General features: G+C 43.3%; 19 protein-coding genes. 4 read left to right on the top strand and 15 right to left on the bottom strand.

Annotation, left to right across the window (positions count from 1 at the left end):
- Positions 1-415: 415 nt before the first annotated feature.
- A complete protein-coding gene (gene acnB, locus JMX93_RS06585; protein WP_443558674.1) occupies positions 416-3,019 on the top strand; it encodes a bifunctional aconitate hydratase 2/2-methylisocitrate dehydratase in 2,604 nt (867 codons plus the stop codon).
- A gap of 423 nt (positions 3,020-3,442) precedes the next feature.
- Complete coding sequence (locus tag JMX93_RS06580; protein ID WP_499204243.1) at positions 3,443-3,886, top strand: PACE efflux transporter; 444 nt, start codon at positions 3,443-3,445, stop codon at positions 3,884-3,886.
- Between the two features lie 114 nt (positions 3,887-4,000).
- Here the strand turns inward: JMX93_RS06580 and JMX93_RS06575 are convergent, their stop codons facing one another.
- On the bottom strand, positions 4,001-4,798 hold the full coding sequence (locus tag JMX93_RS06575) for an enoyl-CoA hydratase-related protein (RefSeq protein ID WP_496191349.1): 798 nt from the start codon (positions 4,796-4,798) through the stop codon (positions 4,001-4,003).
- Positions 4,799-5,155: 357 nt separating this feature from the next.
- Between JMX93_RS06575 and JMX93_RS06570 the strand changes: the two genes are divergently transcribed.
- Positions 5,156-5,968: an alpha/beta fold hydrolase gene (locus JMX93_RS06570; protein ID WP_499204242.1), complete on the top strand. Its 813-nt coding sequence runs from the start codon at positions 5,156-5,158 to the stop codon at positions 5,966-5,968.
- A 173-nt stretch (positions 5,969-6,141) separates the two neighbouring features.
- Here JMX93_RS06570 and JMX93_RS06565 read toward each other — a convergent pair whose 3' ends face one another.
- The 6 genes from JMX93_RS06565 to JMX93_RS06540 form a co-directional block, all read right to left on the bottom strand.
- On the bottom strand, positions 6,142-7,206 hold the full coding sequence (locus JMX93_RS06565; protein ID WP_198331218.1) for an HpcH/HpaI aldolase/citrate lyase family protein: 1,065 nt from the start codon (positions 7,204-7,206) through the stop codon (positions 6,142-6,144).
- 214 nt (positions 7,207-7,420) lie between these two features.
- Positions 7,421-8,617: a cysteine protease StiP domain-containing protein gene (locus JMX93_RS06560; protein ID WP_499204241.1), complete on the bottom strand. Its 1,197-nt coding sequence runs from the start codon at positions 8,615-8,617 to the stop codon at positions 7,421-7,423.
- Positions 8,618-8,680: 63 nt separating this feature from the next.
- Positions 8,681-9,508: an HAD hydrolase family protein gene (locus JMX93_RS06555; protein ID WP_499204240.1), complete on the bottom strand. Its 828-nt coding sequence runs from the start codon at positions 9,506-9,508 to the stop codon at positions 8,681-8,683.
- 82 nt (positions 9,509-9,590) lie between these two features.
- A complete protein-coding gene (locus JMX93_RS06550; protein WP_499204239.1) occupies positions 9,591-10,886 on the bottom strand; it encodes a phosphoribosyltransferase domain-containing protein in 1,296 nt (431 codons plus the stop codon).
- 48 nt (positions 10,887-10,934) lie between these two features.
- Positions 10,935-12,170: a trypsin-like peptidase domain-containing protein gene (locus JMX93_RS06545; RefSeq protein WP_499204238.1), complete on the bottom strand. Its 1,236-nt coding sequence runs from the start codon at positions 12,168-12,170 to the stop codon at positions 10,935-10,937.
- Positions 12,171-12,254: 84 nt separating this feature from the next.
- Positions 12,255-13,442: an ATP-grasp domain-containing protein gene (locus tag JMX93_RS06540; protein WP_499204237.1), complete on the bottom strand. Its 1,188-nt coding sequence runs from the start codon at positions 13,440-13,442 to the stop codon at positions 12,255-12,257.
- Between the two features lie 331 nt (positions 13,443-13,773).
- Between JMX93_RS06540 and JMX93_RS06535 the strand changes: the two genes are divergently transcribed.
- Positions 13,774-15,075 (top strand): TerD family protein, encoded by a 1,302-nt coding sequence (locus tag JMX93_RS06535; RefSeq protein WP_499204236.1) that lies wholly within the window; start codon positions 13,774-13,776, stop codon positions 15,073-15,075.
- 133 nt (positions 15,076-15,208) lie between these two features.
- Here JMX93_RS06535 and JMX93_RS06530 read toward each other — a convergent pair whose 3' ends face one another.
- The 8 genes from JMX93_RS06530 to JMX93_RS06495 form a co-directional block, all read right to left on the bottom strand.
- Complete coding sequence (locus tag JMX93_RS06530; protein ID WP_193011901.1) at positions 15,209-15,817, bottom strand: TerD family protein; 609 nt, start codon at positions 15,815-15,817, stop codon at positions 15,209-15,211.
- A gap of 109 nt (positions 15,818-15,926) precedes the next feature.
- A complete protein-coding gene (locus JMX93_RS06525) occupies positions 15,927-16,679 on the bottom strand; it encodes a TIGR00266 family protein (protein ID WP_499204235.1) in 753 nt (250 codons plus the stop codon).
- Between the two features lie 263 nt (positions 16,680-16,942).
- The gene (locus JMX93_RS06520) at positions 16,943-17,518 is read right to left on the bottom strand and encodes a TerD family protein (protein WP_443214406.1); all 576 of its coding nucleotides are present in this window, start codon (positions 17,516-17,518) and stop codon (positions 16,943-16,945) included.
- Positions 17,519-17,824: 306 nt separating this feature from the next.
- Positions 17,825-18,745: a glutaminase gene (locus JMX93_RS06515; protein ID WP_193012669.1), complete on the bottom strand. Its 921-nt coding sequence runs from the start codon at positions 18,743-18,745 to the stop codon at positions 17,825-17,827.
- A gap of 228 nt (positions 18,746-18,973) precedes the next feature.
- Complete coding sequence (locus JMX93_RS06510; RefSeq protein ID WP_193012670.1) at positions 18,974-20,041, bottom strand: DUF475 domain-containing protein; 1,068 nt, start codon at positions 20,039-20,041, stop codon at positions 18,974-18,976.
- Positions 20,042-20,315: 274 nt separating this feature from the next.
- Complete coding sequence (locus tag JMX93_RS06505) at positions 20,316-20,891, bottom strand: TerD family protein (RefSeq protein ID WP_193012671.1); 576 nt, start codon at positions 20,889-20,891, stop codon at positions 20,316-20,318.
- Positions 20,892-21,163: 272 nt separating this feature from the next.
- Positions 21,164-23,470, bottom strand: coding sequence for a bifunctional 23S rRNA (guanine(2069)-N(7))-methyltransferase RlmK/23S rRNA (guanine(2445)-N(2))-methyltransferase RlmL (gene rlmKL / locus JMX93_RS06500; protein ID WP_499204234.1), 2,307 nt, complete (start codon positions 23,468-23,470; stop codon positions 21,164-21,166).
- A gap of 230 nt (positions 23,471-23,700) precedes the next feature.
- On the bottom strand, positions 23,701-24,888 hold the full coding sequence (locus JMX93_RS06495; protein ID WP_226914558.1) for a mechanosensitive ion channel family protein: 1,188 nt from the start codon (positions 24,886-24,888) through the stop codon (positions 23,701-23,703).
- Positions 24,889-24,999: the final 111 nt, after the last annotated feature.

Genomic DNA, 24,999 nt, shown 5'->3' with positions numbered 1-24,999 from the left:
ATCTCCATTTTTAAAATGAGGACACACTCTAATGACCTCTATTTTTTCAAGCGCTATCTTTTCACATGCTGCTTATAAGATGATATTTTATCAAATAATATCTTACAAAGCGTCTAGCAGTCATAGCGTATTTATTTAATCATAAATCGAGCAGTGATTGACTAAAATAACACGCCATATATCGGTTGTGAAAGGCTAATCAATCATATTGTTGATGGTACTATTTATATAATAAATGTTCAATATGCCCCCTTTAAAACCGCTTTATGAGCCTTTTAAAGGCTTAGCCATTAACATTTAGAGCGTTTTAAGCTATGATTGCATGGATAATTATTCCATCTAGTATATAGACGCAGGCGGTCATGCTGACTACCCACGTAATGTGCTAATACTCCAACTAACGAGGACGACTATTGTGTTAGAAGCTTATCGTAAACATGTCGAAGAACGTGCTGAGCTAGGAACGGTTCCGCTACCACTGAACGAAAAACAAGTAGCAGAGTTGGTTGAACTACTAAAGAATCCACCAGCAGGCGAAGATGCGTTCTTGATGAACCTGCTAGAAAACCGTATTCCTGCTGGCGTTGACCAAGCGGCTTACGTTAAAGCGGCGTTTTTAGCAGCGATCCTTAAAGGTGAAACCTCTTCACCACTTATTAGCAAGCAAAAAGCCGTTCAAATCCTAGGTACAATGCAAGGTGGTTATAACGTTCAGCCATTGGTTGCTGCCCTTGATGATGCGGAAGTAGCACAAGACGCTGCTGAAGCGTTGAAAAAGACATTGCTGGTATTTGACGCGTTCAATGACGTGACTGAAAAAGCCGAAGCTGGTAATGACATCGCTAAAGAAGTCGTTCAATCTTGGGCGGACGCTGAATGGTTCTTAAACCGTGCTGCCGTACCAGAAAAGACCACTTACACAACTTTTAAAGTAACTGGCGAAACCAATACTGATGACTTGTCGCCTGCGCAAGATGCGTGGAGCCGTCCTGATATCCCATTGCATTCATTAGCCATGCACAAAAACTCTCGCGACGGCATCACGGCTGACGAAGAGGGCGTTGTCGGTCCAATGAAGCAGATCGAAGCATTAAAAGAAAAAGGCCATCCGCTAGCCTATGTTGGTGATGTTGTTGGTACTGGTTCTAGCCGTAAGTCTGCGACCAACTCAGTACTATGGTTGATGGGTGAAGATATCCCTAACGTGCCAAACAAACGTGGCGGCGGTCTAGTACTTGGTAATAATATCGCTCCTATCTTCTTTAATACCATGGAAGATTCTGGCGCATTGCCAATCGAAAAAGTAGCGGTTGATAACCTAAACATGGGTGATGTATTTGACATCTATCCATACGAAGGCAAAATCACTAAGCATGACTCGGATGAAGTATTGTCTACGTTCAAGCTAAACTCACCAACATTGCTTGATGAAGTGCGTGCTGGTGGCCGTATTCCATTGATCGTTGGTCGTGGTTTGACCAATCGTGCTCGTGAGTATATGGGTCTTGGACATTCAGATATCTTTGCTAAGCCAGAAGAGCCAGCTGATACGGGTAAAGGCTTCACGCTAGCGCAAAAAATGGTTGGTAAAGCTTGTGGCCTAGAAGGCGTACGTCCAGGTATGTACTGTGAGCCTAAGATGACGACTGTCGGCTCTCAGGATACGACTGGTCCAATGACTCGTGATGAGCTAAAAGACTTGGCATGTTTGGGTTTCCAAGCAGACCTAGTGATGCAGTCATTCTGTCACACGGCTGCTTATCCAAAACCAGTTGATGTTGAGACCCAGCACACACTACCTGACTTTATTATGAACCGTGGCGGTGTAAGCTTACGCCCAGGTGACGGTATCATTCACTCATGGTTGAACCGTATGCTACTTCCAGATACCGTTGGTACTGGTGGTGACTCGCATACTCGTTTCCCAATGGGTATCTCATTCCCAGCAGGTTCTGGTCTAGTGGCATTCGCAGCAGCCACTGGTGTTATGCCACTTGATATGCCTGAATCTGTCCGTGTACGCTTCGTTGGCGAACGTCAGGCTGGTATCACGTTACGTGACTTAGTCCATGCGATTCCTTATCAAGCCATCAAAGAAGGTCTATTGACCGTTGATAAGAAAGGTAAAATCAACGAGTTCAATGGTCGTATTCTTGAAATCGAAGGTCTAGAAGACTTGACCGCTGAGCAAGCGTTTGAGCTATCTGATGCCTCAGCTGAGCGTAGTGCTGCTGGTTGTACCATCACTTTGTCTGAAGCATCAGTGACTGAGTACTTAAACTCAAACATCACGCTACTTAAGTGGATGATTTCAGAAGGCTATGGCGATGCACGTACTATCAGCCGCCGTATCGAGCAGATGCAAGAATGGCTAGCAAACCCAAGCCTATTGCGTGCTGATGCTGATGCTGAATACGCTATCGATATGACTATCGATATGAGTGAGATCAAAGAGCCTATCCTTTGCTGCCCGAACGATCCAGATGATGCAAAAACGTTGGCTGACGTTGCTGGTGATACCATTGATGAAGTGTTCATTGGTTCATGTATGACTAACATCGGTCATTTCCGTGCCGCTGGTAAATTACTACAAGACGTACCAGCAGGTAGTCTCAAGACTCGTCTATGGATTGCGCCACCTACTAAGATGGATGCGCGTCAGTTGATGGAAGAGGGCTACTACAACATCTACGCTCAAGCCGGCGCTCGTACTGAGATGCCAGGCTGTTCACTATGTATGGGTAACCAAGCACGTATTGCACCGAAATCTACTGCGGTATCGACGTCGACTCGTAACTTCCCGAACCGTCTAGGTCAAGGCGCTAACGTATACCTAGCGTCTGCAGAGCTAGCAGCCGTAGCAGCGGTACTTGGTAAATTGCCAACGAACGAAGAATATCAGCAGTATGCTGGCATGCTTGATAGCATGGGCGAGGAAGTGTATCAATACATGAACTTCGACCGTATGGAAGACTATACTGAAGAAGCAGACAAAATCAACGTTGCTCAGTTGACCTAGTCTTGAGTACATAAGCTTTTAAAATTAAAAGCTTCATACTTAAAATAAGAAAACCCCGTATCATCATGATGCGGGGTTTTTTGTGCTATAAGTAATGATGTACGTTCTGCTACACGGAATTAATGATTATAAACTGATTTAAGTTTTTCCATAAAAGTGATAATCCCTTTTTGAAGTTATCAGTGATAGCCATTATTTTTTATTGTTCAACTTTCATATTTATTGTTCAACTTTCATATTTATTGTGCTATTGAGCATTGTTTTGCTATAAGTAAGGGGGCTTTCCAATCGTCACATCTTCTGTATAATATAACAGCAGGCGGAAACCGTGGCTCTGCACTATATCTATCTTTTTTCTCTCGGGACGGACCGATACTTTGATAGGCACTTTTTTATTGACGCTCAAGTGCTTTGGAGTCTTGGTTGATTACTTTATCCCCACTCAAACGTCGTATCGTCTATGTGACTGTCTTCGAGCTTATCGCTATCATTTCTTCTACTTTTGTATTGATGAAACTCAGCGGTAGCAATGCGTCAGAGTCTTTACCAGTCGCTGTGATGGTGTCATTGGCAGCAGTGATTTGGAACTTCTTATACAATACGGCTTTTGAAGCGTGGGAACGTCGCAAGCAGGTGACCAAGCGCACCTTATTGATCCGCAGTGCACATGCTTTAGGGTTTGAAGGCGGCTTAGTATTGATTTGCTTACCACTTTATATGATCTGGTATGATGTCGGTTTAATCAAAGCCTTTATGATGGAAGCCGCGTTATTGCTATTTTTCTTGATCTATACTTTTATTTTTACCTTGGGCTTTGACAAGATATTTACCTTACCGCATCACTATAAGACAGCCTCCGATCCTTAAGCAGTAAAGATATTATTAATACGGAATTTTCTTGATATTGTATGATCCAAAAACGAAAGGCTGCCATTAGGCAGCCTTTTTGATGATAGTACAAAACAGAATGTTATCAGGTTATTATTTACCCTGATAAACTGGCTTACGCTTCTCCATAAATGCGGTAATACCTTCTTTAAAGTCTTCTGTTTTCGCCAATATAGTTTGTTGATCCACTTCCATATCCAGCGCTTCACTCAGACCCATATAGGCATGCGTATTAATCATATGCTTCATTGATGCCAATGCTTTTCCGGGCAGATTGCTCAGGCGCGTTGCCAACGCCAATACGCTAGCATCCAGATCGTCGCTACTGACCACATCATTAACCAAGTTTAAGCGTGCCATATCTTCCGCTTTGAGTTTATCGCCAAGCATGACCATTTCAGTCGTCTTTGCCACACCAATCAATTGATTTAATAAATAAATACCGCCAGCATCTGGTATTAGACCGATATTGACAAAGGCTTGCACAAATTTGGCATTATCAGCGGCAATCCGAAAATCACAAGTGAGCGCCAAGTTCATACCAGCACCAGCGACAGCACCCTCCAATTTAGCAATGATAGGCTTATGGATATTACGTAGCTTTAGGCTAATCTCAGCCACTTCGCCGACCATGAAGTTTAGCTTATTCGATAATGCCTCGCTGTCCATGCCGTTTTCTAACATCTCACCGATATGACCGCCACTAGAGAAATTATTATTTGATCCTTGCAGCACAATCACGCGGACGTCTGCATCTTTATCCGCTTTATCAAGCGCATCCATCATCGCGTTTTTTAATGGCGTACTAAATGCGTTCAACGTTTTTGGGTCGTTCATAGTAATAGTGGCAATATGATTTTCGCTTTGGTACTCGACGAGAGATGGTGACATCTTGGATTTCCTTATTTTAAATGACTGATTAATGTGGTGATTGATCGCTGTTGAATAGAAATAATGATAACAATTGAATCAATGTTTATGATGAATGCTAGTTACTATAGCAGCTTGTTATGATTATAAAAGCGGGTTTTGTGGGCGCTAAAGACACATCTAAACGTTGGTCAAATTTTTAAATGGCAGTACGAGCTTTTAGTAATCGAAGAGGTGTAAACGTGTGATTCATAAAATCGCTATTCACTGAGCTTTTAATAGATTATGCTAAAACCTGTGTCAGGGACTTGCTTATCAAGATACGCGAATCCTCAATGAGATGCTGATATCTCTAATTTAGCAAACAAGGAAGTGTTTATGCCAACGATAAAAATTAACGACGTTGATATTTATTATGAAGACAGCGCACCAAATGATAGGCAAAAACCTGTCATGGTATTTGCCCACGGACTACTGTGGAATACGCACCTGTTCGACAAGCAAGTCGAGTATTTCGAAAAAGATTACCGCTGTATTGCGTTTGATTTTCGGGGACAAGGTCAGTCTGAAATAACCAAGTCAGGCTACGATATGGAAACCTTAACCGAGGATACATTGGCATTATTAGAGGCACTAGATATTCATAAATGTCATTTTTTAGGGTTATCGATGGGTGGGTTTGTCGCCCAGCGTGTCGCACTCAAGAGTCCTGAGCTATTGCTGTCGCTTACCCTGTTAGAGACTTCTGCTGATCCTGAAGATCCCAAAAACGTGCCGCAGTATCGTAAGCTGGTCAAAGCCATTCGTTGGTTGGGTCTCAAGCGCGTGAGTAACAAGGTCATGCCTATTATGTTTGGCAATACTTTTTTGACAGACAAGTTGCGTAAGTCTGATCGTAAGCAGTGGTTAGCGATGCTACAAGGCAATCGCAAAGGCGGGGTCATTAAGGCCACAATAGGCGTCATTGAGCGGTCAGGCACCTACGATCAGCTAGGGAGCATTACGGTGCCGACATTAATCGTGGTCGGTGATGAGGACACAGCAACCCCCTATGCCAAGGCTGAGCGTATGCATTTTGCGATTGCAGGGTCTAAGTTGGCAGTTATCAAGGGCGCTGGTCATACCGCAACTGTAGAAGAGCCTGAGCAGGTAAATCGAGTGATTAACCTCTTTTTAGCGGATTGTGTCTAGTTTTGAGTTGGTCTGAAAACAGTCTTAAATAAGGCATCGTTTCTAACAGAGTGATGATGCCGTTATATTAAAAAAGCCGTTATCTTGCATGTGATAACGGCTTTTTTATTGAGCGCATGTAAGAGATTATATTTAAAGTATTAATTTGAAGGTAGTAACCTTAAAGTATTTATTTATAACCGCGCCGTATAGTCATTATTACCATCATCAAGAGTGCCAAATGCCTCGGCACGATTGACGATTTCGGTTGCCCATGCGCGGTGTGTGGCAGGCTCTAGCATGGTATTGTTATATTTGAATACGGCTTTTGCCTCGCTGTGCAGTATCGCTTTTGCCTCGTCTAACGTACTCAATGGCACACAATATGCTTGCTGTACCAAAGCGATTTGATTTGGATGAATGACCGTTTTTCCGACCAATCCTAAGCTGACATCGCGGGTCAGCTCTTGCATAAATAGCGTTGGCTGATCCAAATACTCAAAGACAGGCGCTGTCAAATAAAAGCCATGCGGTACAAAGCAGCCGAGTAGCTGATAGGCAAGAGTGCCGATAGGGGTATCATAAACGATGCTGTTTTTGGGACGTCGCAAACGCAATGCTGCAAATAAATCATTGCCACCGATACGTAAGGCAAAAATCGGCTGGCTAAAGGCTTCTTTAAAACCAATCGCCAATTCTTGATTATGATGCGGATTAAATAGGGCTGCGGTCTCAAGCGTCGGCATCAATAGTTGCTCAGTACTCAGGTTTTGACAGGCCATACGCCAATTAGACAAGCTATACATATCGACTTTCGGCATGACAAAGCCATCAATCAAATCGATATTGGCAAAACCTGATAGCTGCTCTAACATCGCTGGATGACGCGGACGTATAAATACCAGCGGACGTGTTGGTTGCTCAATCTGAATGTCGGCATGTTTTGATGGGTCATTGATGCTATCGACATGCGCCGCCCACGTATGCAGCAGGGTTGTTAGGCGCTCAAGTGCCAGCTCAACATCATTATGGCTGACGGCATCTTCTAGACAGATGATAATGCTATTAATCGTTGGTAATTTATCACGCTTAATGACTTGCCAAATATCTTGGCGAGTTGCTGGCATGTATAGGCTAGCCCCCAGTTGATACGGATGATGCGCATGTGGCTTGAGCATCGCATGACGCTCAGTAATGAGATGGGCATAAGACTGGGTGTTTTGATAAAGAGTAGACTCGTTGTTTTGCATATCTGACATAATTGGCATCATAAATAGTGATAAGTGAATGAGTATAAAAGATAAGATGTGTCATCAAGTGGGATAGCTCAGCAGCTATGACAGCAAACCCAAAAAATACGTTTAGCGCTGTCAAACTCGTTTAGCCTACAAGACGATGTACTTACACTTTTTTCTTTCGTTACTCTGATTTTGAGACGGGTCTGGTTTATAAAAAGTGCGAGTGTAGCAATGACTAATTGTCTTCGCTACGTTGCTTGATAAGCGTGATGGCTTGATAGGGATGTATTTTATCACCTAATACACTCATAATGATATTTCGCTGGGCACATAAATGTCTTAGCAGTATGGTATCAGGATGGTCGGCGCTGGCTAACAGTATGCGTTCAGGGTCACGGCGTAATATCGCCCGTGTTGCCTCTGCAATCGTCGGCTTAATGCGGTTACGATTGGCGATATCGTAATCTGCTGCCAGCTTGTCGATTAAAGCAGCTGTCTGATAGCGCGGCTGCTGAAACGTCGGCAAGCATTGCAAAGGTGGGGTTACTGCACGGCGGGCTGCATCGATATGAGCCACGAAAGCTAAGCTATGGTCGACCTCAATTAAGTTGTCATAAAACACACTGCGGTGTAGCCCCAATTGCGGCTCAGTATATAAACTTCGTGAAATCAGTCCTGATACCGTACTATTTAATAACCCTGAAGGAATCAGCCAGTCTTCCTCACTAGCTGCAAGCCAAGCGACACCAGCTGGATCAGCAAGCGTTAATAAGGGAATAACATCTGCCCCTTGATGAAAGATATTGGCAAAGTTTGTATGGCTAGGATCGCTAAATTTTTCTAAACTATGAGCAAGCTCTTGATAAATCGCACCTTTGCCCGTCCAGCCGTCAACAAATATGATAGGACTGTCTGGATGAGCGTTCAATATCATCTGTAACGCAACTGGATCAAGTCCGCGATCGCGAATGATGCTGATACCATAATGCACGCTCGGCAAAGCATAGCTGCTATTCACATCTGCTAACGCACGCTGCAACAAGACGCCAACTGGCAAACCTGCGCGTACCAAGCTGACTAAAACTAATGGACGTTCAGTATTAACGGTATTTTTATCTCGAGATTTTTGAAAAATATGATGTAGCGTATAAGCCAAGTTAGCAATATCAGTCGCAGTTCTCGTGGTACCTTGCTCTAATGCTTGCGTGTATAGCTGCTCATGCATGGCAGTTGGCGCATGCTCTAAGGTCAACATATCAGAATAATGGCGTTGTCCACTTTGGATGAGCGCTTCTTTTTGACTGACTGGCACATCAGCGACCGCGTCTTTATCGACGATATCGAGTAGCACAGTCACGTCGCTGGCGAGATAGCTGCCGGAGCCGTATGTGTCTAATTTTCGAACATTAGGGTTCGTTATATGATGGGTCATAAAATAGTTTCTACTTCTATAAACGGCAGTTATTATTGTCTTTATGTAGGAGAGGTTAAGTGTTTAGCATGATTGAGAGCTAAGTCGTTCATGCAGCTGTCCGTGGTTGGGCATACCGTACCAGTCAAGCAGTTGTAAAAATGGTAAATCAGCCAGACTGTCACCAAAGCCAAAGCTTGGTCGCGGACTGTCTAAATGATTATCTAATAAGAACTGTACCGCATGGCGCTTATGAACTGCGTGCGGCAATATCGCTAGATTATTAGCATTGACGTGCACATAAAAATCCTGCTCAAAATCACGTATTAACGTTGGCAGTTTTGCAGCGAGATCTACTAATGCCTGATGGTCTTTTTGCGCATGTTTGATAGCCAGATAAATGGTTAATTCTTTATTATCAGTGCCATTGTTAAAGCTATCGATATGCGGTGTAAAGACCAGCTGGCTATTATTATTTTTACTATGATTCGCGAATATCTGGCTCAGCTGCTGCAATTTTTCCTGCAATGGCGCAAGTTTACTATACATATGCTGTTGCCACTCGGCTTGTAACGCACCGTCTTCGTCAATAATAATCGCGCCATGAGTCAAAACTTGCCAACTGTCAAAAGGCAGCTTAACGCGCTCGATTTCACTGCGGTCGCGTGCGGTTACGACTATCAGTTCTGTACTAGCAAGTAGCCAATTAAAGAGCGCTGCTTGGCGCTGACTCATAAAACTTAATGGCTCGCCTTGTTTGTTAACGGTTGCGCAAACTAAGTTTTTAGCTTCAGTGGTGGGTAAGTCCCATACGTCAATTTTACGCTGAGTTTGAAATAGCGTGTCGTCCAAATCCATTAGTGCATAAGGCTTGAGAATATTAAGATTGGCTTGAAAAAATGGGGTGGTCATAAAGGTGTCCGTAAGTGTTGAATGTGAAAAGCAGAGCAGGATTTAGAGGATGGTTTTAATGGGACAGTTCTTATAAAATAATTTACAGCGTCGGACTCACCACCATCACATTATCCAAACCTTTCCACATAGCATCAACGCTATCAGTTGGTGTTTCCACACACAACACAATCAAGTCCCACTCATTGGGATCAACATTATAAGCAAAGTTGGTCATACCAAGTCCGTAATTATCATTAAAACTTAGCATCGTTGCAATCGCACCACCAAGCGCAATCGGTGAGCGGGTTAACGCACTAAAATTAACCGTGTTCTTACTGTTCTCTACATGCGTATGTTGCTCAAGCCATTCCGCCAATAAAAACGGCAACCAAACAAACTCATTACTGCCCAATACTAAAATTCGCTGTGGCAACTGCTCTTTTTCAAACTGCTCTTGCTTGTTAAAAACGTTAAAGGCAGTTTGAAACTTCAAAAGATAATGATCAAAACCATCGGTGCTATCTAGGGTTGGGAAACGTCCCCAATTGCCAGTATTACCTAGCGCTTGACTGCCTGCCTCAGTTGTATCGACCGACGGCATCGTTATCGGCTCAGGATTGGGCGCATCCGTCCAAGTCCACGCACCAGACAGTAGATGATGACGTTGAAAGTGAATATTGGGTAGGCGCTTTGCGATTTGATCAGACACAGTGTCATCTGTATCCGCTGCATTCTGACTCTGGTTTAAAGACCAATCAACCAAAGTAGTGAGATGTACTTGTTCTAACTGGTCAAGACCTGCGTTACGGAGGGCAGTGACGACATTGACACAAGTATTACCCGTCGAAGCTTCATCGTCCACCATAATAAGAGTCTTGCTTGCAAGTAGCTGTGCTTGCGTGACTTGCTCTGCACTTTGATAAATCAGATGCTGGCTGGCGTGACTGTGGTCTTCGCTAAAAGTGGTCAATAAACAGTCGCTGCTACTGTCATTATTGTCATCATGTTGCGCATGCCGCGTAGAGTTCAATAGTAAGGCATTGGGATAACGCGTTTGCAGCGCTTGATGCACACCCGCAGATAAGCCGACGGCTGTCTCCGCCATACCAATAACCAAAATTGGCTCAGGCAAATCGCTAGGAACCAAATTCGCCAAATCAGTAAAAGCATGGCGCATGGTGCTTGGCGACACTGGAATATGACGACCTAACACTTTTGAGACAAACAAAAACGCGCGTTTTGGGTTAATACGTTGTGCAAATCCAAGCAAGTCTTCTAATTGATAATTATTACTTGGTTCTGCCCCATTTTTCGTAGTGGCTGAATTGGTTTGATAGGTTAAATCAAGAGTGCCGCGTGGTAAGTTGATGGTCGTGCTGTATTGCTTATTTAGCATTTATTTTCCTTTGATCTTTCAATTTTTTTATATCGTTGTAATGATTGCTTAACCCTGACATCCGACTAACCACAAAGCACCGCGACTTTGTTTGCTTAATTGCGGCGTGGTCAGCGGCGCAGCTGTCGTGCGTGACATGCCAGATGAGTCATCTAGACTAATTCCAGCGCTCGCGAGTAGGGCGGATAATAACTGAAATTTCACCGCATAGTTCATATTTTGTGCATGCTCATGGACGAGGCTGGACGTTACCATGCCGATCACTTCGCCAGTCGGTAGTAATAAAGGGCTACCACTAGATCCTGGCTGGATAGGCGCGGTAAATTGCATATAACGAATGTCATCGCCAAACCCTGTCAGTCCTGAGATGCAGCCTTGTGTTACTTGTAATTGGCTACTCAGTCCTGATAACGGAAATCCCAACGTCGTAATGGTTTCACCCAAATTATCAGTACAACGCTGTGCTAAGGGTAAATAACTTGGCAGCGGCTCGCTTACTCTAATAATGGCTGAATCACTACCGATATCGCTAAGCACCACTTGCGCCTCACGATCAGGCTGACCTTGTTGTCGAATTCCAATCATCGCCGCTGATTCAATGACATGATAACAAGTCAGTAGATGATAGGGATCGATAGAAAAAGCTGTCCCTGTCCAAGTTTCACCAGACTGAACTTGTCTTGGCGGACGCGCATCACTGTTAGGATAACCTTGCTGCTGCGCGCGCTGAGCATCTTGGATAAGGGCATGCGTATCTGGTGGACGCATATCAAGGCTCACTTGCACATGATGCTCTAGGCTGGCCAGTCCTTGAGTAGAGCTTTCGCCAAGGGCGCGGCATTTAAATTGTCCATTGCGTCGGTATATCTCTAATATGATCGCTGCTTTGACATGGCGCTCACTTGCGGTAAATTCATAACGAATATCGCCCTCATTGATCGTTAAATTTACCTTGCTTAATTCAACGGCAGGTAAATTTAGGCTTGGCTCATGATAAACATAAGCAATCAGTTGTAAAAATCTGACCCCTTGTTGGTCAAATAATCTAGGCAAATCCAATTGCCATGCACTTGGATCGTCCTTGCTATTGAGCTGCGCCCATTCCTTCGGTTCATGAAGATAAGCAGGACTACAAGCGGCTTTGCGATGTTCGTCCAAAGGCAGCCATAGTAGCCCCAGCTGCTCGCCAAATTTTGACTGATTTGTCGTCGAAAAGGCGACCGAACAATTCGCTGTCGCGATGACCGTATTTGCCCCTAACACTAATGTGGTTTGTGCTGTCATCGTCTGCCTCTTATTGACTATATTCAGTTGCCATTGATTTATTATTGTCGATTCATTGCCATCGACTTTTTATGTCAGTATTACTTATTCAGTGATGTCTTCTTCAACCTTTACACCGACCATAATTGAGCGTACTTGGCAGGGGGTAATTTGTTGCGCGATATCAGCCAGTATCGGTTTATTGGTTAAGCCCAGCCAATAGGCAAATCCAACTTGGGTTAAATCCACACCGCTATGGGTAGTGTAATCAATACCACCAGAAGGGCGACTATTAATCTCAAGCACACGGTGCTGACCGTCATCATCGGCTTTGGTTTGGACACTGACGATGCCATCGCAGCCAAAGGTTTTTATTAGTGGAATGACGACATCCATGACTGATTGCTCGTAGCCGATATGCTGAATTTTCCCCGTTTTATAACGGGTGACAGCAGCCAGTACTTCGCCATATTCACAGACGACATCGATAGAGTACTCTTGTCCTGACAAGTAAGGCATCAGTAACATGGGAATAGGGCGCTCACGCACCATGACACTGTTTGCATATGCATTGATAAATTGCGTGGTATTGATTTTTTTCTCTTCAGTAAAGTATAAATGCTCAAAGCTGTCGTATTGCTCGTCTGTTTCTGTACCTGCTTCTTGACCCATCTCTTTAACTTTGCCTAAACGCCAAAACCCTTGTGCAAAAATACCCGTGACCGGTTTGACACATAACGGCTGATGACCATGAATATCAAGTAACGCCTCAAGCTCTGCGACGTTATCAAAGCGCCACGCCTCGGCAACGGGAACATCGTACTGATGACACTGCTGCATAAAGGCAAACTTATCATCTATCGTTTCTAACGCTGCCACACTCGTTGCACCCGTCAATAAACGAATACCAGCCGCGTCAAACGCCTCACGGTGGGCTTCGTAATCAATACTATTGCGTCCAGTGAGCAACACTTTTACATTGTTTTTTTGAGCTTGCTCTAATACAAACTGCCAACGCGGCATCAATGGCTTAGCAGATTCGAGCATTGCTTGCTCATCGCTATCTGCGGTGCTTATAGAAGGCTCACGGTAAATGCTATCGGCAAATTCAAAAATCTCAGGTCTATTGTGACGGTGTGAAGCGATAATGTTGAATGCAGTTTCAGATTGGGCTTTTAGAATTTGCAGGCTGGCTAACATATCGCGCTGGCTTGACTGACCTTCAGCTAACCAAACGGCAGGTGACGCGGTAATTGATGTTGTATGATCGTTATCGTTAGCAGGGGTTTTCATAATTCTCTCAGCGTTATCGTAGGTTTTAGATATAATTAAATAATTTAGTATCGTCATTGCAACACCATCAGTAATCTCAGCAAGCGCCAAACCGCAACTGAAAAAACAAGACGCAATATTGCTGATAGTAGGGGCTATTATATACAAATGCTAAGCGTTATAAATGCTGCTGACAAAATAGCGTTAAGGATTTGTAAAAATATTTTTTAGGGTCATTGGCACGTTATTGAACGGTCGTACGCTTTAAAAATAAGCTGCTATCCATGCTACTATATGACAATTATTAGCATAACAAGCACACCAACATAATAAATAATTCAAAGGATGTATGATGAGCCAAACCCAACCTCAAAAACTGATTGCTGGTGCCAATGCGCCACTGCCGACGGATCATATTAGCATTCGTATTTTAAGCCAAAGTGCGGTCGATTGCGCGGCTTATCGCCTGACAACTGACGGTAAAGTACGCGGCGATGGCGACATGATATTTTATGGTCAGACGCGTAGCGATGATGGGAGCGTGAGTTTCCGTGGTCATGATAGCGATGGTTTTTTTGATATTAATTTACCAGTGCAGCCAGCGAATATTGAGAAGATAGCCCTCGCGTTTTCTAGCGCACAGACGCTTGCGCAAGTCGGCGATGTAGATATTCAAGTCTTACAAGGTAGCCAAGTGCTGATGACTTGCCAACTAAGTGCCGCCGGACGTAATGAAAAAGCCATTATTTTAGCGGAATGTTATCGCCGCCAAGGTAGCTGGAAGTTCCGTTTCATTGCCCAAGGTTTTGAAGGAGGGCTTAAGCCATTATCTGAGCATTTTGGTGTTGAAATTGCTGATGAAGCGCCAGCTCCAGCTCAAAATCAGTCACAGAACCAAGCACAGAATCAGTCTCAATCTATCAATACCCAAAGACCTATTAACACGCAAAAAGTGGGTAGTGCCTCTCAAACAGACACCCCGCCGCCGATTCCTGCTCCTAGCAATAGCACAAGCCCATCAATCAACCTAAGCAAAATTACCTTAACCAAAAATCAATCTAGCATTAATCTAACCAAACGCGATGACTTTGGTAAAATTTCTGTCAACTTAAACTGGAACCAAAATCCGACTACCAATCAGCAAGCACCCAAAAAAGGCTTGTTAGGCGATCTTTTCAAACAACATAAAGCTGGCGGTATTGACCTTGATGTTGGGGCGATGATTCATCTGAAAAATGGTGAAAAAACACTGATTCAAGCCTTGGGCAATCGTTTTGGTAGCTTAACATCAGCGCCTTACGTTTGTTTGCGTGCTGATGATAGAACTGGACAGGTAAGTGGCGGCGAGTGGCTAGATATTAATGGTCAGCAGTGGTCACAGATTGAAGAAGTCTTTATTTTCGCTTTCATTTATGAAGGTGCGCCTAACTGGGCGCAAACCGATGGTGTCGTGACCATTCATGTACCTGATCAGCCACCGATTGAAACGCGTTTGACAGAAGGTACGGGTAATCTACCAATGTGTGCCATCGCGCGTTTGGTCAACCAGCAAGGTAGCATCAACGTCGAGCGTATCAATCAATACTTCAAAGGGCATCAAGAGATGGACAAAGCCTTTAATTGGGGCTTTAGCTGGAAGCGTGGTAGTAAATAACCGCTTTAATAGTATTCTGTAATGAAAAAAAGCCAGCCCACCTATTATTAGATGGGCTGGCTTTTTTCAATGACGTTGTTTCAATGTTTTACTTTAACGGATGAACGCTAATCTAGATAAAGCCTTGAATCCATTACGCATGCGGTGTAATAGCAGGCATCAAATCATGGAAGGTGCGACCAGAAGCCGTTTCACCGATAGCATGCATTTTCCACTCATTATTATGGCGATAGACTTTTGCCATAATCATCGCCGTATGCCCACCTTGCGCTGATAAATTGTAGCGCGCGACTTCCTGATTGTTATTGGCATTGACGATGCGGCAAAACGCATTTTCAACGGTTTCAAAGGTCTGACCAGTGAAACTATTGACCGTAAATACGAGAGAGACGACATTGGCAGGGATTCTTGAAAGGTCTACATTGATAACTTCGTCATCGCCATCACCGTCGCCAGTACGGTTATCACCAGTATGGACGATACTCCCATCTTTTGATTTCAGCTGACTGAACCAAATCGCATCGATGGCTTGTTTGTTGGTATCAAACATGATGCATGAGGCATCTAAGTCAATCGAGTCGCCGCCGCTACCACCACCGAATAATTTGCCCAAGAATCCACCTTTTTTATCTTGAGGGCCTTGCGCAACGTCCCAGCCTAGACCCAGTTTTACTTGAGTGAGGTCGCCGCCAGCTTCTTTGCTTAGGGAGATTTTCTGACCTTTTTGTAAACTAACTGCCATGTGATATTCCTTATACTACAGTGTTATAGTAATTGTGAGTAGAGGGTTAAATAAAGTCTATGATGACGAGGAGTCGTTGTAACATATAGCTCTAAAAATATAATAATAGTTATAAGATATTGCCAAGCAAACTGCTATTGCCGCCGCGACCGCCTGAGCTAGTCCCTAAGACGCTTTGTAACCAGCCTTGATAGCTATCACGATTACGAGAGCAGATAATGACTTTGCCCGTACCTGAGAAGTTCAATACCATTCCTTCGCCACTGGTGACTGAGTTGATGATATTACTCATGATGCCTTTTTTCTTGCTGGTTGATACAGATAGCTTATAATTAAGACTAGAGTCCCAGCAGACCACATGTCCATTATCAATAATGACATCTTTATCAGGTGTCACATCAATCTCAAACAACGAACCAAAACCCGATACCACCACTTGACCCTGACCTTGCGTTTGCATCACCATAAATCCACCAGTGTCACCAAACACCGCACCGCCAAGGTTACGCTGAATATTGGCTCTGATATCAACGCCGGTTTGTGCGGCAACGAATGCCCCATCGCTTAAGGTATATTGCTGTGCACCGCAATTGATGATTTGCATATCACCATCGAGCGTTGGGGCTAACAAACAATCACCTTCACCATTCACAGCTTCAATCTGCTGCTGAAAGAGTGATTCATCATTGGCAAAGCGGCGCATGAGTGATTGCATTAGTCCGCCTTGTAGCTTACCTTTAAGCTCAAGATTTGACTCCATCATCACCATTGCATTGGCTTCACAATAAATCGAATCGCCTTTTTTTAGGTTGCAATGTAAAAAAGGTTCGATGGTGCCAATCAAGCTAAACGTTGCGGCCATGGGATGCAAATCCTTATTCTAATGTCTTTAAATTATGCGCTTAATATATAGTGCCAAGATATATGGTATTAAGTCTCTATATTTTTAAATACTTATTTTCAATAAAAATTAACATTTTAAATTTAAGCCAGCCAATTAAATTTAAAGCCATCAAATGCTTTAAAACGGCACACTTGATGGCTTTTTTGTCGCAATCAAATAATCGATTGTGATATTTATTTTATGAAGAATTATCGTATTAAACGATGCCGTTAATTTTAACGTTAAACGTTTACACCATAAGAGGCTGCTAATGGTCCAAGACCGCCACTGAAGCCTTGACCAACGGCGCGGAATTTCCAGTCACCACTATGGCGATATAATTCACCAAAAATCATCGCAGTTTCGGTACTACCGTCTTCTGATAAGTCATAACGTGCGATTTCAGAGTCGCCATTATCATTAACGACACGGATATAAGCGTCACCCACTTGACCAAAGTTTTGATTGCGACTTTGACCTTCATAAATAATCGCACAGATAGCGACTTTGCTGACGTCAGCTGGGATATTAGCAAGGTTGATTTTGATTTTTTCATCATCACCGTCGCCTTCGCCAGTACGGTTGTCGCCTGTGTGCTCAACCGCGCCATTGTCTGACTTTAAGTTGTTAAAGAAGATAAAGTCTTGATCATTACGTACTTTGCCTGCTTCATTGACCAAAAAGCCAATCGCATCTAAGTCAAATTCTTGACCGTCAGTGGCACGTGGATCCCAGCCAAGACCGACTGTAATATTGGTTAAACCTGGCGCTTCTTTTGATAAGTTTACGTTGCCGCCTTTTGTTAAGCTAATAGCCATATAAATATCCTTTGGATTAATAATTGAGTGGATTGAATGATAAAAAAAATAAACTAAAAATAGTGCAGTGGTCGATATATAAACGCAAACAATGAATAAATTTACTCGTATGCCACGCCCTGCATATCATTACGATTTACTATACTAAGCGTTTGCTTACTAAGCAAGGCGTATTTTGTGTGATTACGATATGATTACTAATAGGTATAATAACTCTGTATATCTGAGACTTTTTAACAAGTCTAACAACACTGGTTAAGATATTGTTATCAAAGACCAACTCTGTTACTAGTCAAAAAATAGCTTTTAATTAGCAAACACTGACCAGCCTGTTTTTTGTACAAGCATCTCTAATGCTTTTAATCCAAGTTTGGAGTTTCCTACAGGATCAAGCCCTGGTGACCATACGGCAATTGATCCCTTACCTGGGGCTATCGTTAAAATACCGCCACCAACTCCACTTTTACCAGGAAGACCGACACGATAGGCAAACTCACCAGAACCATCGTAATGACCGCACATCATCATTAATGAATTAATCCGTCGAGATCGCTGTTCATTGATGACCCTCATCCCTGTGTGTTGATTAACACCATTAGATACTAAAAATAAACCTGCACGAGCCAATTGCTGGCAGTTCATCGCAATCGAGCACTGATGAAAATAAACACCCAGTACTTTATCGACATCGTGCTTTAAACGGCCAAAGGCTTTCATAAAGTGGGCTAATGCCGCGTTTCGGTCTTTGTGCTCCATTTCAGAGGCAGCCACTTTATGATCAAAACGGATTGAATCATCGTCTGCAATAAAATGAACAAACTGAAGAATCTCACCCAAGGTTTCTTTTGGCTCATGGCCCATCATAATCGCATCTACCACGGCAAGTGCACCAGCATTGATAAATGGATTACGCGGCCGACCAGATTCATGTTCTAGTATCGTGATTGAGTTGAAAGGATCACCGGATGGTTCACGACCAACGTGTGTCCAAAGCTCATTACCCAACTTGCCAAGGCCGATGGTTAGGGTAAATACCTTGGAGATACTTTGAATCGAAAACAAGGTGCTTGCATTACCTGCTGAATATACCTTTCCATCAGGTGTTGCTACTGCAATACCAAACTGGTTTGGATCTACATGAGCCAGTTGGGGGATATAATCCGCTACTTTGCCGCGATCGGTTTCACGTGCCATCTCTGCGGCAATATCATCAAGAATCTGTTGCATATGAGTTATATAGCCGTATTTCTATGATTGTATGAAAAAGGATGATTTTAACTGAATAAAAGTCAATAATGACAGAAAAATTGTATTTTGCTTATGTGAGGGGTGGTTATGTACCTATCTCAGCGCTTTAATAGGTAATCGAAGATGGAGTAGCACAGCGTAAAAAAGCAGATCACACCTGATGATATGATCTGCTTGAATACATTAGATACGATGCTGATAATGAGCTTAGTTCAGACGTGCTGCTTCAGCCTTGCGATAATTGAGTGACGCAACAAACGCCCAACCAATAAACGCAATACCAATGAGGCCAGTTATGAGCTCTGGCACATGGAACTTCACTGATAACAGCATGATAATGGCTAATGCACCGATGGCATAATGTGCGCCATGCTCAAGATAGACAAACTCATCAAGTGTGCCTTTGTCGACTAAGAAAATAGTCATCGAACGTACAAACATCGCACCAATAGCAAGACCTAGCATGATTACAATGACGTCATTGGTAATTGCAAATGCGCCAATTACACCATCAAAACTGAATGAGGCATCAAGGACTTCTAAGTATAAGAAACCGATAATACCACCCTTCATAATCGCGCTGGTCGCCGCAGCGCCAGAGCCATTTTCCTCGTTTTCTAAATCTTCTTCAAGGTCACCCTCAAGCATGCCAGAAACGACCTGTACGCCAAGGTATACCAATATACCCCAAACGCCCGCAATCAAGACCGCTGAAGATTGCTCAGCATTCGCCCATGATACGGCAACCATCAAGACAATAAGCGCAACGAAAACACTCATAGCATCGACTTTGCCTAGCTTCGCTAAGCGGCTTTCTAACCAATTGAACCAGTGTACTTCTTTTTCATCAAAAATGAAGTTCAAGAACACCAATAATAAGAAAATACCACCGAAAGCTGAGATTTCAGCATGGTGTGCCATTAGTCTGGCTGAATATTCTTCTGGTTGATATAGGGCCAAATTGATGACTTCCATCATACCAAGATCAGCGGTGACCGCGACGATGACAATAGGAAATACCAAGCGCATACCAAATACAGCAATTAAAATACCAACGGTTAAAAATATCTTTTTCCAAAATTCGTCCCAGCCCTTAAGAACTGAGGCGTTGACCACCGCATTATCAAACGATAATGAAATCTCCATGACGGCCAAAATAGCAGTAATTGAGAGGGTAGTTATCAAGCCACCCATACCACCATGTGAATATCCCCACCATGCCGCTACCGCTAAGGCAATGACTGTGAAAATAAAGTCTAAATAAAAATGTCTCATGACACATCCTGTCTGGTTGCATAAAGCTAAGGTTGGTCTACTATAGACACAAACCACAAAAAAAGCGGTTATTGCTAACCACTTTTTTGCATAATTCTAAACGAAACATAAAGCATTACCAGTCATTTAGCTATGAATAATTGTGACTATTTTGCAACCATATTTTACAACCAGCATCGTCGCCAATGGTGAATATAAAACGAGGGCTAATACCTACTTTATGTTTTGAGTGTGATTGTCATATAGAGGCCTGAGTACTGAACAAGATAGCGATTTAGATATCGACGCCATATTGTTGACACATGGCTTGTAAGCCGCCTGAGTAGCCTTGACCAACGGCGCGGAATTTCCACTCACCGTTATGACGATAGACTTCGCCAAATACCATTGCTGTTTCGACAGAGTAATCTTCTGCTAAGTCAAAACGTACGACTTCAGTGCCTGTCTCTTCATTAACGACACGAATAAAAGCATTGGCAACTTGACCAAAGTTTTGACTACGCGCAGCCGCATCATGAATGGTGACAGTGACGACAATTTTATCCACATCAGCAGGTACTTGAGTCAGGTTTACTTTGATGACTTCATCATCGCCATCACCTTCGCCAGTACGGTTATCGCCAGTGTGCTCCACCGCGCCATTATCAGACTTAAGCTGGTTGTAGAAAATAAAGTCATGGTCGCCGCGTACTTTACCCGCCGTATTCAGTAAAAATACACTGGCATCAAGATCAAACTCAGCGCCAGAAGTCGCGCGCTCATCCCAGCCAAGTCCAATAAGCAACTTGGTTAAATTTGGGTCAGTCTTGGTTAGCGATAAGTTACCGCCTTTATTCAGTGATAAAGCCATGAGATTGTCCTTGTTATTAGAGTAGGGAAAGGGGCAATATTAAAACAATAGCAATGTAAGCTATCAAATACAGACTAGCAAAAACGATAGTGGGATTAAGATTAACAAAAAACCATCGCCGAAAAACTATTGTCTAATAACGCTCTATCATAACAACAAAAAATGACCCAATCAAAGCTGATTGGGTCATTGTTATGTGTACGACAAGAATGACGGTAAAAGATAAGGTTTAAACGCTGTCGTCAACCTTGATATTCACCTATTCATCTGAATTATAGGCTTTGACGATGACGAATCTCAAAGCTCTGATGAATCGGCTTTTTAATATCAAAATCAAAACCAATGGTTTTTTGCGTGATATCGACAATATCATAACGCTCGGTTAACTGCTCATCGAGCTCAAAGCGGGTAAAGTTATTTGAAAAATACAAGATCCCGTCAGAGGTCAAGCGGTTCATCGCACGATTAATGAGGGCAGAGTGGTCGCGCTGCACATCAAATGTACCTTGGAACTTTTTCGAATTCGAAAAGGTCGGTGGATCGATAAAGATGACATCAAATTGTTCAGTATTGTCTTTAATCCACTCAAAGATATCGGCTGCGACGAATTGATATTTATTGCGGCTAACGTCCAGACCATTTAATACAAAGTTTTGCTTACCCCAGTCTAGATAGTTCTGTGACAAATCAACGCTGGTGACTTTTTTCGCGCCCGCCAATGCCGCGTGAACACTCGCCGTACACGTATAAGCAAATAAGTTTAGTACAGCTTTACCGCGACTGTTGTCTTTAATACGCGCACGCATATTACGGTGGTCAATGAACAAACCAGTATCTAAATAATCCGTAAAGTTGACGTAGAAATAAGCACCATCTTCACGTGCAACATGGAATTTACCACGCTTTTCTGTGGTGTTCTGTTTGCTATATTGGTCATTACCAGACTGGCGTGCACGGGTCTTAATGAATATTTGTTCACGGTTAATACCAAAAACTTCACGAATACCCATTAATGCCAAGTTGAAGCGTTTTTTAGCAGTCTCAGGTGGAATGGTTTTTGGTGGCGCATATTCTTGCACGTGCACATAGTCGCCATATAAATCGACGGCGACTTTGAAGTCGGGCAAGTCAGCATTGTAAACGCGCAAATTACTAACCTTATCTTTTTTAGCCAACTTCTTCAGCTTGGACAGGTTTTTTTGCAAACGGTTAATAAAATCTTGACCATCTTCTACTTCAATTTCACGTTTTTCAAAGCGACTAACGAGATTGCCCGTTTGTCCAGAAATCAACGCACCATAGCGGAAATAAACCGTGATAGCACCATTATGACAGCGTAAGGTTTTTGGTTCTTTAATCGGTAAGATATCAACTTGCTCAACATTAGATGCCAATATGCCAAGCATCGGATCAATGCCGCTACCGGCAAAGCTGTCTTGCAAAATAAGCCCAATCGCTTGATATAATGGTTTAATCATCTCTTCGTCACCCAAACGCTCACCATAAGGTGGGTTGGTGATGATTAGAGGATTGCTCAATCGACCGTCATCGACCAATGGCTTCAGAATAGTGCTCAGCTGGTCAAGCGCCCGTGTCTCAAGGTCAAGCAGGGGTAATAAGTCTTGTAAACCTGCGGCAATCAGGTTTTTCTCTGTTGCTAAAATCGCGCCGCTATCAGCATCAAAACCCAAAATTAGTGGTAACGTATCTGGTTGCTCATTAGCAATTGCTAAGGCTTCGCGGAAACGTGTCTGGGCATCATCGATCATCTGTTGCCATAACGCATCGTCATGATGCTGCCATTGGTAAAAACCAAATTGATTGGCGGCCTTATCGATACCCACAGCATAATCGCAATGCATGAGTAGTGCTTCAATGATAAAGGTGCCAGAACCACACATTGGGTCGACTAAAGCATTATAAAAAGGCGCATTGCCTGCTTCGTTTTTCTTGTGCCAGCCTGCGCTATACAGTAGAGCAGCTGCCAAGTTTTCTTTGAGTGGCGCTTCAGTCATCGCCACACGATAACCACGGCGATGCAAACTGGTGCCTGATAAATCTAAATACAGCTCAGCTTGCTTATCATTCACGGTTGCAAATATAGAAAAGTCTGGGTTTTTACTATCGACGTTAGGACGGCTGTCATAAACTTCATTGAACGTATCTGCAATCGCATCTTTGATACGTAGCATCGCAAACTGTTGACTGACGGCAACACGCTTGTCGACCGACAGACGAATGGCAAAGGTTTGCTCCAAACTAAACTGCTCAATCCAATTGACCGATTTTGCCAAGCCATAAAGTTGTTCAGCCACATCATATTCGGCATTGATATTTTTACGTTTAATGAGCATTAATACCCGCGAGGCGACACGTGACCACAAACAAATACTATATAAGTCACGCAAAGTACCAGTCACCGCCAGACGGCCTGTACTTTTGATTTCGCTTGCAATACCAAAACTTGTCAGCTCAGTTTGTAGTGGTGCCTCAAGCCCATCGGCACAGGTAATAATAAGGTCAAGCGACAACTCTGGTGAAGCTGCTGTTAGAGGTGCGGGCGCGGTTGTTTCGGTCATACGGATACCTGTGGGCTAAATTGATAAGTAATGCACATCATAAAATAAGATGTTTAACCGCCAATTTTACCATAATTCAGCGCAGGATGGTTTAAAGTGGTGGTGTTTATCAAAGAGAGATTCAGTAAGGCTACCTTTCATAAAACCATGCTTACCATATTGATGATGAAAACCTTAAGCCTAAAAAATTGTGGAATTAATTGCCCAAGGCATAAAATAATACAATGACGTTATTTATCCGCTTTGGTCAGTGGCGGTACTTCTGATACGATCTGCGTTGTAGTTGCAAAGGGTTTAGTGGCGATAGGATAATCCACATCCTTTGGCATAAGCAGACGCATATGAGGGTAAGGGGTAGAAATATTAGCGGCATCAAAGGCACGCTTGATATCTTCTTTTAGACCTTCTTTGATTTTGGGCATGCGCGCGACAGCGGCAGGCTTGACCCAAAAACGCACAATAAAGAATACCCCGTATTCACCAATTTCATCCACGGTGGCCGAGGTTTCAGGACGGCTGAGTACCACATCGGTATCAGTAAGCACCTGCAAGATTTCCTTGCGAGCAGTGTCGATATCATCTTCAAAAGCGATACGCACACGAATATCGAAACGTATGAAGTTTTTGGAGGTTAAATTGGTCACTTCAGAGGAGGCAACGTTAGAGTTGGGAATAATGACAGTGATGTTGTCTCGAGTCAAAATATGAGTGGTGCGTAACGCAATGAGTACGACGCGACCCTCATTGTCATTGATATGAATCCAGTCACCAACCTGAAAAGATTGTTCGAGCAAAATGGTAATACCCGCAATGAAGTTAGCAAGCGTTGATTGGGCAGCAAAACCGACTGCTAAGCCCACAATCCCTAAACCTGCGACCAATGAGACGATATCAAAACCAAATTGCGCCATGACGCTGGCAAGCCCGAGTACCAATAGCAGCACTGACAAGATGTTTTGAAGCAGCTGCTCTATGGAGGCGTTGAGACCATAATGCTGCAGCACTCTGTGAATAATCTGTCCAGATGACGCCCATAGTACATAATAAATCCCCGCCCATGTACTGGCTTTTGCAGTGGCCTTGATAGTCTCTGGCTCAAAGTAAATTTGGCTCATAATGGCAATCAAGCTGGCAACTATCCAGATATAACGCAAAACGGAACGGACAATTTTAGTACGCCTCTCATTCAGACGAATTTTTGTCCTACTTTGCTTAAGGATATAAATAGCGAGCCAATAAAAAAATCCCAACACAGCCAGCAGTATTAGGATTTTTATGGCAGTACTAGCGAGCTCTACCGCTTGAGACGACCAATCAAGTGATTCTTCATCTACAGAGCCGCCAAGCGCAAGGTAGAGGCTAGTATGTAGGTCACGAACGATCTCTTTAAAAAAATCAGTAATACTAGCGATTGGCATTTTTTGGTCCATGCAGAGTTTTTTAACGTACTTCAAGTGGTCAGTGCTATCAAACACAATATGAGTGGTGATTGATACTAAACATCCTTGCTTTGAAAGTGAAGCGTCTTG

The organism is Psychrobacter muriicola 2pS (genome assembly GCF_904846535.1).
Taxonomy (GTDB): Bacteria; Pseudomonadota; Gammaproteobacteria; order Pseudomonadales; family Moraxellaceae; genus Psychrobacter; species Psychrobacter aquimaris.
Note: the sequence above shows the minus strand (reverse complement) of the source record. Positions and strands in the feature narration are given on the sequence as shown.

Coding starts and splice junctions, on each gene's coding strand:
- JMX93_RS06540 (WP_499204237.1), bottom strand. CDS start 13,442: ATGAAAACCCCTGCTAACGATAACGATCATACAACATCAATTACCGCG.
- JMX93_RS06525 (WP_499204235.1), bottom strand. CDS start 16,679: ATGGCCGCAACGTTTAGCTTGATTGGCACCATCGAACCTTTTTTACAT.
- JMX93_RS06530 (WP_193011901.1), bottom strand. CDS start 15,817: ATGGCAGTTAGTTTACAAAAAGGTCAGAAAATCTCCCTAAGCAAAGAA.
- JMX93_RS06545 (WP_499204238.1), bottom strand. CDS start 12,170: ATGACAGCACAAACCACATTAGTGTTAGGGGCAAATACGGTCATCGCG.
- JMX93_RS06520 (WP_443214406.1), bottom strand. CDS start 17,518: ATGGCTATTAGCTTAACAAAAGGCGGCAACGTAAACTTATCAAAAGAA.
- JMX93_RS06570 (WP_499204242.1), top strand. CDS start 5,156: ATGCCAACGATAAAAATTAACGACGTTGATATTTATTATGAAGACAGC.
- JMX93_RS06515 (WP_193012669.1), bottom strand. CDS start 18,745: ATGCAACAGATTCTTGATGATATTGCCGCAGAGATGGCACGTGAAACC.
- JMX93_RS06505 (WP_193012671.1), bottom strand. CDS start 20,891: ATGGCTTTATCACTGAATAAAGGCGGTAACTTATCGCTAACCAAGACT.
- JMX93_RS06565 (WP_198331218.1), bottom strand. CDS start 7,206: ATGTCAGATATGCAAAACAACGAGTCTACTCTTTATCAAAACACCCAG.
- JMX93_RS06575 (WP_496191349.1), bottom strand. CDS start 4,798: ATGTCACCATCTCTCGTCGAGTACCAAAGCGAAAATCATATTGCCACT.
- JMX93_RS06535 (WP_499204236.1), top strand. CDS start 13,774: ATGAGCCAAACCCAACCTCAAAAACTGATTGCTGGTGCCAATGCGCCA.
- JMX93_RS06550 (WP_499204239.1), bottom strand. CDS start 10,886: ATGCTAAATAAGCAATACAGCACGACCATCAACTTACCACGCGGCACT.
- JMX93_RS06495 (WP_226914558.1), bottom strand. CDS start 24,888: ATGCCAATCGCTAGTATTACTGATTTTTTTAAAGAGATCGTTCGTGAC.
- JMX93_RS06555 (WP_499204240.1), bottom strand. CDS start 9,508: ATGACCACCCCATTTTTTCAAGCCAATCTTAATATTCTCAAGCCTTAT.
- JMX93_RS06560 (WP_499204241.1), bottom strand. CDS start 8,617: ATGACCCATCATATAACGAACCCTAATGTTCGAAAATTAGACACATAC.
- JMX93_RS06510 (WP_193012670.1), bottom strand. CDS start 20,041: ATGAGACATTTTTATTTAGACTTTATTTTCACAGTCATTGCCTTAGCG.
- rlmKL (WP_499204234.1), bottom strand. CDS start 23,470: ATGACCGAAACAACCGCGCCCGCACCTCTAACAGCAGCTTCACCAGAG.